The organism is Acinetobacter sp. P1332 (assembly GCF_044057475.1).
In the GTDB taxonomy this organism is placed as follows: Bacteria; Pseudomonadota; Gammaproteobacteria; order Pseudomonadales; family Moraxellaceae; genus Acinetobacter; species Acinetobacter johnsonii.
Genome location: NZ_CP171157.1, coordinates 1,990,321 through 2,003,455 on the forward strand (window position 1 = coordinate 1,990,321; position 13,135 = coordinate 2,003,455).

15 protein-coding genes are annotated in these 13,135 nt (G+C 37.3%); 10 read left to right on the forward strand and 5 right to left on the reverse strand.

Translation table 11 applies throughout. The features are described 5' to 3' along the window. Positions 1-90: 90 nt before the first annotated feature. Together ACFN7Z_RS09695 and ACFN7Z_RS09700 are read right to left on the reverse strand one after the other, a co-directional pair. Complete coding sequence (locus ACFN7Z_RS09695; protein WP_010326529.1) at positions 91-1,254, reverse strand: tetratricopeptide repeat protein; 1,164 nt, start codon at positions 1,252-1,254, stop codon at positions 91-93. Between the two features lie 232 nt (positions 1,255-1,486). Further along, a complete protein-coding gene (locus tag ACFN7Z_RS09700) occupies positions 1,487-2,431 on the reverse strand; it encodes a LysR family transcriptional regulator (protein ID WP_029574999.1) in 945 nt (314 codons plus the stop codon). An 89-nt stretch (positions 2,432-2,520) separates the two neighbouring features. On the opposite strand from ACFN7Z_RS09700, the gene ACFN7Z_RS09705 reads away from it, so the two are divergent. The 10 genes from ACFN7Z_RS09705 to ACFN7Z_RS09750 all read left to right on the forward strand — a co-directional run bounded on the left by ACFN7Z_RS09705 (position 2,521) and on the right by ACFN7Z_RS09750 (position 10,807). Further along, positions 2,521-3,162: a hypothetical protein gene (locus ACFN7Z_RS09705; RefSeq protein WP_010326527.1), complete on the forward strand. Its 642-nt coding sequence runs from the start codon at positions 2,521-2,523 to the stop codon at positions 3,160-3,162. 1 nt (position 3,163) lies between these two features. Continuing rightward, positions 3,164-3,799: a LysE family translocator gene (locus ACFN7Z_RS09710; protein WP_010326526.1), complete on the forward strand. Its 636-nt coding sequence runs from the start codon at positions 3,164-3,166 to the stop codon at positions 3,797-3,799. A 268-nt stretch (positions 3,800-4,067) separates the two neighbouring features. Beyond that, entirely contained in the window at positions 4,068-4,385 is a 318-nt protein-coding gene (locus ACFN7Z_RS09715) for a hypothetical protein (protein ID WP_010326525.1), read from the forward strand. Between the two features lie 108 nt (positions 4,386-4,493). Then, entirely contained in the window at positions 4,494-5,543 is a 1,050-nt protein-coding gene (locus tag ACFN7Z_RS09720; protein WP_010326524.1) for a linear amide C-N hydrolase, read from the forward strand. Between the two features lie 230 nt (positions 5,544-5,773). Beyond that, a complete protein-coding gene (locus ACFN7Z_RS09725; RefSeq protein ID WP_010326523.1) occupies positions 5,774-6,397 on the forward strand; it encodes a LexA family transcriptional regulator in 624 nt (207 codons plus the stop codon). A gap of 20 nt (positions 6,398-6,417) precedes the next feature. Continuing rightward, a complete protein-coding gene (locus ACFN7Z_RS09730) occupies positions 6,418-7,713 on the forward strand; it encodes a Y-family DNA polymerase (RefSeq protein WP_010326522.1) in 1,296 nt (431 codons plus the stop codon). 61 nt (positions 7,714-7,774) lie between these two features. Continuing rightward, positions 7,775-8,281, forward strand: a complete 507-nt coding sequence (locus ACFN7Z_RS09735) for a GNAT family N-acetyltransferase (RefSeq protein WP_010326521.1) — start codon at positions 7,775-7,777, stop codon at positions 8,279-8,281. 209 nt (positions 8,282-8,490) lie between these two features. Continuing rightward, positions 8,491-8,844, forward strand: a complete 354-nt coding sequence (locus tag ACFN7Z_RS09740; RefSeq protein WP_010326520.1) for a hypothetical protein — start codon at positions 8,491-8,493, stop codon at positions 8,842-8,844. Between the two features lie 143 nt (positions 8,845-8,987). Next, positions 8,988-9,920, forward strand: a complete 933-nt coding sequence (locus tag ACFN7Z_RS09745) for an IS5-like element ISAha1 family transposase (protein WP_004637176.1) — start codon at positions 8,988-8,990, stop codon at positions 9,918-9,920. A 29-nt stretch (positions 9,921-9,949) separates the two neighbouring features. Next, on the forward strand, positions 9,950-10,807 hold the full coding sequence (locus ACFN7Z_RS09750; RefSeq protein ID WP_010326519.1) for a P-loop NTPase fold protein: 858 nt from the start codon (positions 9,950-9,952) through the stop codon (positions 10,805-10,807). A gap of 31 nt (positions 10,808-10,838) precedes the next feature. Here ACFN7Z_RS09750 and ACFN7Z_RS09755 read toward each other — a convergent pair whose 3' ends face one another. From ACFN7Z_RS09755 to ACFN7Z_RS09765, 3 genes are all read right to left on the reverse strand, one after another. Next, positions 10,839-12,404, reverse strand: a complete 1,566-nt coding sequence (locus tag ACFN7Z_RS09755) for a putative phage abortive infection protein (RefSeq protein WP_159151766.1) — start codon at positions 12,402-12,404, stop codon at positions 10,839-10,841. Positions 12,405-12,494: 90 nt separating this feature from the next. Continuing rightward, positions 12,495-12,956: a type II toxin-antitoxin system YafO family toxin gene (locus ACFN7Z_RS09760; RefSeq protein ID WP_010326517.1), complete on the reverse strand. Its 462-nt coding sequence runs from the start codon at positions 12,954-12,956 to the stop codon at positions 12,495-12,497. Between the two features lie 2 nt (positions 12,957-12,958). Further along, the gene (locus ACFN7Z_RS09765; RefSeq protein WP_155115399.1) at positions 12,959-13,120 is read right to left on the reverse strand and encodes a hypothetical protein; all 162 of its coding nucleotides are present in this window, start codon (positions 13,118-13,120) and stop codon (positions 12,959-12,961) included. Between the last annotated feature and the right edge of the window lie 15 nt (positions 13,121-13,135).

Below are 13,135 nucleotides of genomic sequence, written 5' to 3' on the forward strand. Positions count from 1 at the left end.
CTCTACAACATATCGGTCTGTATTGATAAAAAAGCACCTTCAGGTGCTTTTTTATTCATTCAATATAATCCAAATTCTCTATTGATAGACTTAGCGACTCACTCGCTGAATGGCCTCATCATAGGTCACACTTGGCTTGTATTGATTTGCCAATTGATAATGTTGTTTGGCTTGAACATAGTCCTGATTATTTTCATAAATTTTACCAATGTTGTAATGTGAATACGCTTTGGTATTGTCATTAGACGCTAAGGCTATCGCCTTTTGATTTGCCCATAATGCTTCAGATGAACGATTCAACTTTTGATAAGCAACAGCAAGATTGCTATAGGTTTGTCCAACGTTTGGATTATAATCAATGGATTGTTGATAAATCAGGGCAGCTTGTTCAAATTGATTGTTTTTATACGCTTTATCCGCTTTCAAATTCAGAGCTTTAGCCCTTGCCTGTGCGTTGGCTGAAACAGAAACAGAATGCAACTGCATCGCTTGGCTTTGATAACTCGATACAGTTGAACCAACTTGGCTTGCGCCAATAGTTGTCCCCGAAATACGGTTAATATCTTGGATTTCCCCCTCTGGACTAATGCGGAACACAGTCCATAAGTTCCCTGTCCGCCCGGTTGGAATATAATAAGAACGGATCAAAGACTCGCCAGCATAGACCATAACTTTTGCTTGGCTATTCGATAGGTTCGCAGTATTGGGTTTGGCGCGATCTGAATAATCATGCACTGAATAAACATAATATTGCCCGTCTAAACGTTTATCGATGGTTACGGTTTCAGGGCCATAAGAGTCTGTGTCGTCGACATCTAAATTGGCATCTTGCCCTTGTTTATTGTCCCAATAGACATGTTGATTTTTATAGCTTAAATGCGAGTCCAAATCTAAAGGACTCTGTCCCCAGTTTAAAACAATTCGCATACTGTTTAAGTCTTTCAATACAGGACTTAAAGCATAGGTCATACCATCACAGGGACATTTTGCAACCAGTGTTGAATAGCCTGATTTTTTGATAATCAATAAATTGTCTGCGCCATTCGCACTGCTACTGTTCACCGTTGCTCGGCCGTCTGCATTAGTTGAAGTTGATGCAGACTGTTCACCATTTTTTTGTAAAATGACTTGTGCATTCGCAATATTTTGATCTTTTACCGTTGCACTTAAAACATGAATATTGGTTGTATCTGCATAGCCCAAAGTAGGGATGCTTAAACCCAAGATAGAAGAATAAAGTAGATGTTTTTTCATTGCATATCTCTTATTAAATTGCTTATTTCATTTTAAAGTCTTTTTCAACGCTAGAACTTAAACATTAAATCATTCAAATTATGCGGTACATTTGATGCATATACTATGGCTTAAATATCGATAGTCTGCTTAGGCTATTTCAAAGATGCATCATCAATGTTTACTCTTCATCACCTATCTAACTCAGCATTAGCCATGCTCTAAGCTCTTTGAATGATGCTATTTTAATAAATTAAGCAAGCGTCTCTTCACTTTTTAGGACGGGTTCTAAACTCAGTTTCTGCGCAATAAACTGGATAAAGACCTCTATTTTCGGAGCTAAATAGCGTGTCGGTGGATATAGTAACCAAGCATCTCCACTATAATAAGTCTTGAAATGCCAATCTGGTAATACTTGAATCAGTGCTTGGTTATTTAAAGCATATCTCGCCATAAAATAAGGCAAACTTGCGACTCCCATATGCTTTAAAGCCGCATCTAGTCGGATACCCGTATGATTCGCCGAATATCGTCCTTTTACAGTCACACTGGTGGTTTTATTGCCTTTTTGGAATTTCCACTTTGAATCACTGACTTGTTCACCCAAATAAATACATTGATGTTGGCTTAAATCACTCGGTTGCTGAGGTGTTCCATTCTTTTTTAAATACTTGGCTGTCGCCACTAAGACATGGTCAATGCGAATGAGCTGTCGGCCCTTTAAGCCTAACGGTGGTTCATTGGTAATGCGTATGGCCAAGTCAATTTCATCATCAATAAAGTCTATGAAACGATCTTCCAACAGCAGTTGAATATCTATTTGAGGATAAAGTTCAAGAAACTCGGGTATATACGGATGAATCAGATAATGCCCTACGGCTTTCGGTACACTGATCCGAATGGTCCCACTCGGTTCAGTATTGAATTTGCCTGAATGCTCAATTACGGCTTGGGCAGCTCTAACCATCTCTAAACAATGGTCATACGTTTGTTTCCCACTCTCACTTAAACGCAATTTTCGTGTTGTTCTTTCGAGCAGCCGTGTTCCTAAAGCCCGTTCCAATCGGCTGATGGCTTTACTCACTGCGGACGGTGTATTTCCAAGCTGTCGAGCCGTTTCTGAAAAACTGCCAGTCTCCACAACTTTAACAAAAATAGCCATTTCTTGGAGTAAAGCCATACTTTGATTTGTGCTCATGAGGAAAAAGTAATTTAATTTTTTACTAGATTATCATCAATAATTAAGCCTCATATAATCTTTTCTGTGAAATTTTGACAGAGATAACCATGACTCAAGCTTTATATCTATCTGACATCACTCAGGCTGAGGTAGAAATTTTAAGATGTGAACCTACTGACGATGGACGATTTTCCATTCAGCTTGCCCAAACACCGTTTCATCCGCAAGGTGGTGGTCAACCTAGTGATTTAGGTAAAATCAATGGTGTGGATGTGCTTCATGTCGCTATGCAAGATGATCAAATTATTCATTATTCTAATCACGCGATTACTTTAGGTCTGGCACAGGCTCAAGTTGACCTCAACCGACGCCACTATCACAGTCGCCTACACTCCGCAGGACACTTAATCGGGCATGTGATGCAAGCCTTTGGTTGGCAACCCACCAAAGCACAGCACTGGCCAGACGAATGCAAAATCCAATTTATCAAACAAGACCATTCTGAAAACCAAGATTTAGAAACTTTACAGCAGATATGCAATCAATATATTTCAAGTCAACTCGTCAGACTGACCCAACAAAATGCTGATGGCTACCGTGAAGTCAGTTTTGGGAATTTACCTGCATTTTCTTATGGTGGAACTCATGTCCAAAATTTATCTGAAATTGGAACGCTCAAAATTACAGGCTATAAACTAAAAGAAGATAAGTTAACTGTGAGTTATCGCGTTTCGGATGAGCATCAATAATATGTGGATGCAATATAGTTCAGAATTTTTAGCTTTGGCTTTGGTGCATTTTCTTGCGGTCCTTTTACCCGGCCCCGACTTCGCAATTACAGTTAGAAATAGTGTGCGCTATGGCTATGCAATTGGGTGCATCACGGCTATTGGCATTGGTATAGGAATTTCAGTTCATGTTTTATATACCCTTGTAGGCTTGGGCATTATTATTCAACAAAGTCCGTGGTTCATGCTTATTTTAAGAATCTCAGGCGCACTATATTTAATTTATTTAGGTTGGAGTTTATTACGTGCCCCCTCTGTCAATATCGACCCCTCAATTGAAGAAACTGCCAATATACCTTTGAGTCAAAGCAAAGCCTTTATAACGGGCTTTATGACAAATGCACTCAATCCCAAAGCGACTATTTTTTTTCTGGCTATATTTACCACACTCGTCAGTCCTACAACCCCCATGAAAGTGCAATTTGCTTATGGGATATGGATGTGTAGCATCAATACACTCTGGTTCATGCTGGTCGCTGTTTTGTTTTCTCGACCCGTCGTTCGACAGCAATTTTTAAAGATGGGAAAACAGTTTGAGCGATTGATGGGCCTCATATTAATTGCTCTGGCGCTGAAGCTATTATTTATCCATTTATGATGTTTCATAGCACCAGCAACTGTGGATTATTCAGAATATCGGCGCTGCCGATATTCTGAATAAGTACATAAAAATATGAGCAGCATATTTAAATTATAAAATGTGCAATCATTTCACTAAATCTGGCTGTACATTGGTTTCTATTGATCTTCTAAGGATATCTTTTCGACTCACCCGACATTAAAATAAAACTGTGCTAAAAATAATCAAACAAGCCATACTCTATTTTTATATCATGTGGTAAAAATATATAAAAAAAGGAAATGACATGAAAATAAAAGTATATTCATTACTTTCAATCGGTATTTTTATGAGCCAAAGCACTCAGGCTAAACGCTTTATAGAAGGCTGGCACAGCGCGTTAAAACTGAACCCGAACATGTATGCCTTTGGTGCAGATGTAGACAACACAATAGGCCAAAAAAACTTGAATTTTTTTGCTGACTGGAAAACAACTACAACCTCTCAAGAAAAACATGCATTGTCCCTACCTATTGCTTTAAATACCCAATTAGATCAAACCAGTTATAGAATTTACAATCAAGCGTATCTATCTCCTGAGACTACACAATTCAAAGCAATCTAAAATAAATCTCGGAACGGGTTATCGTTATTTTGAACACAATTATAAAGCGAACAATTTTTATTAAGACATTTAACACCACAGTTACCTATTTTCTAAGAGAGCATGATAATGAACAATGTATTAAAAAAAGTATTATTTGCCGCAGGAATATTTGTGGTAGCAGAAGCTGCTATGGCATGTACTCGTGTGGTTTATCTAGGCAATAATGACGTCATGACAGCACGTTCGATGGACTGGAAAAGCGATATTGGAACCAACTTGTGGATTTTACCCAATAATGTCAAACGTAATGGTATGGCGGGGCCAAAATCGATTCAATGGACATCAAAATACGGCAGTGTGGTTGCAACGGGTTATGACATCTCCACTACCGACGGCGTCAATGAAAAAGGGCTAATGGCAAACTTACTGTGGTTGGTTGAATCTGAATATCCAAATGTGAAAACCTCTAAAAAGCCAACTTTGGGCATTTCACTGTGGGCGCAATACGTCTTAGATAATTATGCCACAGTGAACGAGGCCATTCAGGCATTGGAAAAAGAACCTTTCACGGTGGTGACCGACCAAGTCCCAGGTGAAAAACGGTTAGCGACACTGCATTTATCTATTTCAGATGCCACAGGCGACAGTGCCATCATTGAATATATTGGCGGAAAACAAGTGATTCACCACAGTCGCCAGTACCAAGTAATGACCAACTCACCAATCTTTGATCAGCAGTTGGCGCTAAATGCTTATTGGAAGCAAATTGGTGGAACAACCATGCTCCCGGGTACAAACCGCGCGGCCGATCGTTTTGCGAGAGCATCTTTTTATATCAATGCCATCCCGAAAAATGCGAATTATAAACACTCATTAGCGAGTGTTTTTGGTGTCATTCGCAATGCTTCCGTACCCTTTGGATTGAACACAGAAGAAGAACCAAATATTTCATCAACCCGTTGGCGTACAGTGGTCGACCATAAACGCGGTTTATATTTCTTTGAATCTGCTGTTTCACCCAATGTGTTTTGGGTCGATTTAAAGGAAATTAACTTTAAAGATGGTCAAACCAAGAAGTTAGAACTTGGCCCAGACCAAGCGATGACATATGCAGGCAAAGCCAATGCATCCTTTAAAGTCACCAAACCTTTTGAGTTTTTAGGAACTAATCTCTAAGTTTTCATTTAGATCATCGGCTTAACGATATAATCCCCCCCAATAGTAGCCCTGATCAAAGGGCTACTTATCATCCAAAAGAAAGTTTCTTACTTTTTCTTACCCGCGACCAAAATTGACGGAGCATTGTTTATTCAGCATTTTTAAATTTGAGATTTCTCCCACATCAGCATATTCTAAACAGACAGATTTCACTTCCAAACACGCCTTGTAGCGTAGGAGTATTCACCATGTCAAAGAAGTTACCCATCTACTTCTCGGACGACGCATGGTCGTCTTTACAAGATCTCATGGGGCCAGACGGCAAACCCAGCCCCACCATCAATAACATGCTCGAACAAATTGCGCAGCAAGCTGAACTTGCGGATCAACTTGGGCTGACTCCTGTTCTACCTCAGTCCAAAGTATCTATTCCTGTTTCTTTAGAACGCATTCCAGCAGGCCCAGCGTTCAGCACTAAAGATGAGCAAGGCAAAGCCATCGATCTCAATGAATTCTTAATACAAAACCCCATTTCAACGTTCATCGCTCACGTAGACAGTGAGTCAATGTTGGGCGTAGGTCTTGAAGTAAATGACCCGATTATTATTGATCGGAGTATTGAAGCCAAACACTACGACATCGTGGTGGCTTTAATTGATAATAAAGACTCCACTATTAAAAGACTGATGATGACAAACAAAATGTCAAAGTCGGACATCAAAGACATTTTTGGAGATGAAAACTACCCTCTGCCTCAACTTTGGTTGAAAGCTGAAAACCCTGAATATGAACATATTATTCCTACAGAAAATCAAACCTTTGTTATTTGGGGAGTGGTGACATTTAACTTAAAACGTTTGTATCACCGTTAAAAATAATAAGAAGAAGCAACATGAAAAATGAAACTGAAATATTCGCGCTCGTTGACGTGAATAATTGCTATGTCTCGTGTGAACGCGTATTTAATCCAAAGCTCAATGACCGTCCTGTGATTGTGTTAAGTAATAATGATGGTTGTGTGGTTGCTCGAAGCCAAGAAGCCAAGGATCTCGGCATTGGCATGGCTGTCCCTTTTTTTCAAATTCAAGAACTTGTCCAGCAGCATAATATTCAAGTGTTTTCGAGTAACTATGCTTTATATGGGGAAATGTCTCGCCGCTTCATGCAGTTATTGGGGCAATATGTGGCAGCCGATGAACAAGAGATCTATTCCATTGATGAATGTTTTTTAAAGCTAACGGCTTATGAGTATTTATTTAACCTCACTGACTATGCCAAAGACATGAAAGACAAGGCATGGCAGTGGCTTGGTCTTCCCTGCTGTATTGGAATTGGTCGTTCCAAAACAGAAGCCAAAATAGCCAATCATTTAGCCAAGAAAAATAAGGCGTTGAATGGCGTGTGCAATTTGGCACACATGGATCCATGTACTGCTGAATACATGCTTGCAGATGTGGAGGTCGGTGAAGTCTGGGGCGTCGGTCGACAGAACTGCAAAAAGCTGAACGCGATGGGTATTTATACGGTTTTAGATTTGATCGACTCCAAGCCGAGTGAAATTAAAAAGCAATTTAGCATAGTGATGGAAAAGACTGTCCGTGAACTTCAAGGGATGTCTTGCATCAATATTGAAAGTGATGCGGTTGCACATAAGCAAATTATTAGTAGTCGCTCATACGGTCAAGCTGTGTATGAAATTGATGACATCAAAGCCTCTGTACGCTTATACGTTGCCAGTGCAGTTAAACGTCTACGTCATGATGGCTCTATTTGTAAAATGATCGGGGTGTATATTCAAACAGGTCGTTTTAGTCAAAGTGAACGTTACTCGCCCTATACCATTGTGCACATGCATGAACATACCGATGATCTACTTGAAATTACACAAGCAGCTATGAAAGGCATTGACCAAATTTACAAGTCAGGGTTTAAATACAAAAAGGCAGGCATCGTCCTTTTGGAAATTATGGATAAATCTAAATTTGTGCATGATCTTTTTACCGACTATAGCCATAAAAATAACCGTGAAGAACTCTCCAATACCATGGATGCTATTACTGAACGTTTTGGTAAAAGTATGATTTCTTTAGGGGTTTGCCATGAGAAAAGAGAACCTTGGCAAATGAATCAGTGCAATCGCTCCCCTGCCTATTTAAGCAACTGGTCGGAGCTATTTAGAGTGGGTTGAAGTTAAGTCTTCATAAAAGTAGCTCACTTTATACTACACGAATACTCATAAGGATTTTTTAATGAACATCACGATTCGAGACGAACAGCCAGAAGATATTGAAGGCATTGAGAAGTTGACTCGCGCTGCATTTTTAAATGCAGAACATACCAGCCATACGGAACAATTCATTGTGAACAGTCTCCGAAAAAGTGGTCAACTCCCGATCTCTTTAGTTGCTGTTGAAGATGATTCAATTATCGGTCATGTCGCCATTTCACCTGTATCTATCTCGACAGGTACAACTGGTTGGTATGGCCTAGGCCCAATTTCTGTCTACCCAACTAAACAAGGTTTGGGCATTGGGTCACAGCTGATGCAGGCATCCCTTGAAAAATTAAAACAACTGGGTGCCAAAGGCTGTGTTCTACTAGGGGATCCCAATTATTATCATCGCTTTGGGTTTCGACCTTATCTAGAGTTGGTTTTACCTAGCGTTCCTAGCGAATACTTTCAATCCCTTAGTTTCAATGGAGAAATACCTCAGGGCGTTGTCAGTTATCATGACGCATTTAATGCCACTGAATAAATTGAACTTTTAAATATCAATTTACTCTGTTGTGTAAAGTTTGAATGAATACTTTAAACCGTATTTTGAACCGCTTAAGGTGAATAACAGTACGTTTATACAACGTAAAACTCCATTTATGTAAAGCGAATGTAAAGCAAACTTTTAAACTTAAGATATACCAAATAGTATATATGGACTTATGATTTATATATAAAAAGGTCATTTTTATGAAAAATGCTTTAGGTGCAACACTCGTTACTTTAGCCTTAGTGGGTTGTACTTCTGCACCAACAGGAAAAGTCACTCAAGAAAACACATCAAGCAATAATACTGCAGAAACACAAGTGATTCACTTCACAGGACCAATGGATTTAACCATTGAACTGAAGTCATCTGATAATTTTGAAACAGCGATGATGACGGATAACTCAGATCGAACATTCATGCTGAAAAGTGCACCAGCCGCAAGCGGTATGTTTATGACGGACGGCAAAGGCGTATCGATTCACATCAAAGGAAGTGAAGGCATTGTCGAGTTTGTCAAAGATAAGCCGATCCAGATTACTGAGTTTAAGAAATAAACGTCATAGCTAATACAGCTAATCGTTTATTAGAAAAGGTCATGTAGGACAACTCCCACATGACCTTTATTTTGTCTTTACTCAGGATAGGCTTTGTTGCACAAACCTATCTCTAAAGGCTTATTCCACAATATAATTCTAAAATGAATAAGCCCACACCTAAAATCTATCGTACAACCAATTGGTCTTCTTATAACAGTGCATTAATAAATCGAGGAAATCTCTCAATTTGGTTTGATCCCAAGACTCAATGGTACGCTCAACCCAAAGGTAAACATGGTCGAAATCAAACTTATTCAGATACAGCCATCCAATGCTGTTTAATGATCAAATCCTTATTTCGTCTTTCTTTACGCATGGTCACTGGCTTTGTGCAAAGTCTCATTCATCTTTGTAGATTAGATTGGACAGCACCAGACTATTCCACCATCTGCAGAAGACAAAAGCATATTGATATTGCAATTAACTATCAAAAAAGCAGTAATGGTCTCCAGCTACTCGTCGATTCTACTGGCTTAAAGTTTCTAGGCGAAGGTGAATGGAAGCGTAAGAAACACCAACCTGAATATCGTCGCCAATGGCGTAAACTTCATATTGGTATAGATGCTGAAACCCTTCAAATACGCGCTATTCAACTCACTACAAATAATGTGAGTGATTCACAAGTGCTTGGTGATTTACTCGATCAGATTCCACAAGATGAGCAGATTGACTCTGTCTATACTGATGGGGCTTATGACACCAAGCAATGCCGTCAAGTAATTGCAGACCGACAAGCACATGCGGTGATTCCGCCAAGAAAAAATGCGAAACCTTGGAAAGATACAAAGACCAGCTCGCTAGAGCGAAATGAATTACTTCGAACAGTTAAACGTTTAGGAAGAACAATATGGAAAAATTGGTCAGGCTATCATCGCAGAAGTCTGATAGAAACCAAGATGCATTGCATCAAATTATTAGGCGATAAACTCCGTGCGAGAAACTTTCAAAGCCAAGTCAATGAGATTCATGCACGTGTGGCCGTATTAAATAAATTTACAGATTTAGGCCGACCTCACACCCAAGTTGCCACTTAAATTTAGATAACTTGGAAGAAGTTTAGCTTTTGAATGTTTGTGCAACAAAGCCCTTTAAAGCTCAACTTGCTGAAATTACAAAAAAAGAGAAAAAACCTTTAGTCTTTATTGTTGATGAACTTGACCGCTGTAAACCTGAATTTGCGATTCGCCTAATCGAACGTATCAAGCACTTTTTTGACATTCCAAAAGTTGTATTCATTCTTGCTGTGAATAAAAATCAACTAGAAGAATCGATCAATAATTTTTATGGATTTTCGAGTACTGCAAATTATCTTGAGAAGTTTATAGATTTTTCTGTGATGTTGAAAAATAAAGACTTAGATGGGAGCAGGTATGCTGAAATACTAAATAACTATAATAAAGATTATCAACTTGACCTTCAGAGAAATGAACTTCATACTTTCATAGCCTTATGTAAGACATATTCCCCTAATCCAAGGCAACTTGTTAAAATTATTAATAAGTTTTCCTTATTAAAATATGATTTGAATGAGACACAAAAAGTTTTTCTATTTATTTTCCTAATCTATTCTGAATTAAGATTAATTACCTCCTTTACAGATACAGAATTTTCTACGCATTTCTACAATCACCATAAAAATGTTTTCCATAAATTCAATTTTAATAGTACTAATAGCCCAGCAGAAAAGAGAGCTTCATTTTTTCAATTCTTAACTAATGATATTTACTCTAAAAATTCAAACACTAATATTTTCGCTTATTTATCTGCGTACATTGAGTATCAAAATTTATCACCTGCTGAGTCAATAAATTCTAAATATCGCCACTATAAAGATTGCAAAAACCATTACTACCCTACTGAAAATCAATCAAATGATCTAATGGATGAGTGGTATAAGTATGTGCATATGATTGAGGGGTAAAACTTCGATTTTAGCAAAAGAAAAGTGCCTCTTAGGCACTTTTCTTTTGTTGTTTTTCTTCATTGTTATTCATATATTTACAATATTCTAAGTAATCAATGTTGTATTTAATAACTGTTAGTACGGTTTCCGTATATTCATTTTTTCTAAGCTCCTCCAAGAATGAATCAATCATTCCTAAGTAGTTATTTTTTTGCTCGATATGTTCTTTGCAAACGTCTATACTTGAATCCAAATCAGATAGTGAGTAAATTGAAGCTGAATTACATCTAACTTTTTCATAATATACTGGCTCTCTTCCCTCCACCTTAAAATAATTTTCAACATACTCAATCATACTCTTATACTCTTTTATATACCCCTCATAATCTTTAATTTCATTAATTTTTTTATAATATGAAATAGATTTTCCCTTAATAATTTCAATGTTATTTTCCGTGAAAATTAATTCATTCATCTTCCAAGAAATTAGTGAATTAATTGATGCAGCAACTCTAATTGAGTTTAAATTTAAAATGAACTTTACATCTTTTAGTTTTATACAAATACTATTAAAATCCTTCTCACTCAAACCAAATTTAATTCGACTTAACTCATCAAAATAAGATTTATATGCATCACTATCTTCGAAAGCAATTCCATTATATTTATACGCGAATCTAGATATTTTATTTATAGCCTTATGATCATAAACATTGTTTTCAAAAAGAATATGTTCAAATATCCCATATTTTTCAACTAAACTCTTAAAATTATCCTTGCCATATTTCCCTAAGCAATTAAAGAAAAATACTTCAAGCTCATATTGTGTCAATGTTGCTCTAAAGATATCAAAATATTCTTTTCTCTTTTTAGAGTAGTGTTCAGTATCAGTATGACCATTAAGATCATCTGTATTATCAATTAATTTTGTAATTTGATAGCAAATTCGAAAATAACTACCCATGTAATCTAAGAGGTTATGCCGATAGTATTCTTCCCAAGCCATAGAGGTTTGAGATTGTTTGAATCCTTCTATACCATATTTTATGGCTTCTTTTCCAACAAATAATTCTGCTTCCTGATGTCCTTTAGCTGTTCTAAAATATCTAATATCATTCGTAATATCAGTTTTTGCTTTTAACAACTGGAAAAAAAGGCTTTCAAAATTTTGAAGTGCAATTTGTTGTTGTTGTGCAATTGCTGCATCTTGCTGACTCTTCAATGTATCTTTATTTAACTCTAAAATCTCAACTTGAGTTTTTACGTTTTCACTTTCAAGCCTAGCAATTTCTTCTTGATGTTTTGCTGACTCTTCTTGAGCTTTAGTCGCTTTAGCCAACTCTACTCGTGTTTCTTTTAACTCTTTAATTTGTAGTCGAACTGAATATGTCAGCCAGTAAAAGGCAAATAATGCAAAAATTGGGTTAAGAATGCCCCCAAAGAAATCGCCTACTGGTCCCCAACTTTGAGCAGATTCAGTAACTTTAAGATTAATAAAAATCATATAAAAAAATATAGCTGTAATAAGAATCAGAAAAACCATGATTCGATGGAAATTGATATCTCTATCAATTTTGTCTAAATCAGCATTGTCTTTTTTATCAAGTTGGTTCATATCAAATTATTAGCAAGCAAGTCGATTCAAGCCACAAGTATAATTTGATACGCAGTATCTATCTATTTTTAATTAATATTTTTAAGTGATTTAGGCAGTCAAATTAATTTGAGTCAATCGGTACTGCTCTGCTTCATGAATAAAAATTTGAACATCCTGCTCATATTGAGCATGACTTTCTGATTTATAAAACTCAAGCACAAAATAATGATGTATACCGTTATGCTCGAAATAAGAATAAACTAAATAGCTATCGCTGGTGCATTCCCATTGGGTTTTCGCAGAACCATCAAGAAAGTCCCACTTAGAATGAGGTTGCTTTACGTGCAAGTGTTGAATATTCTGATTACTAGCTTCAGGGTATTTTTTATCGAAACGATCACGCCCAAACAAAGGAGATAAACTTTCGTAGGTTTCTTGTGCATGACGTCTAGGTGATGGGTGTTCATGAGGTTCACTATTTTCTTTGTAATAGCAAAACTCCTCAAAAACTTCTTTGAAATCTGAGTCATTATTAAATTTTGAGTGATATGCAAATACAAATTGAGACAATCTTAGCCTCGAAGACTAACAGACTGTCTCACTTTTTCCATACGTTCTGTACCACGTTGAGCTGCTTGTTCAGCAGTATTTACTAACGTAGCTAAACGTTCTGGTGACATTTCACGACGGTTGGTACGTTTTTCGGCTGGACGAGGTACTACCATAGTGTTCATAACAGACCTCCTTTT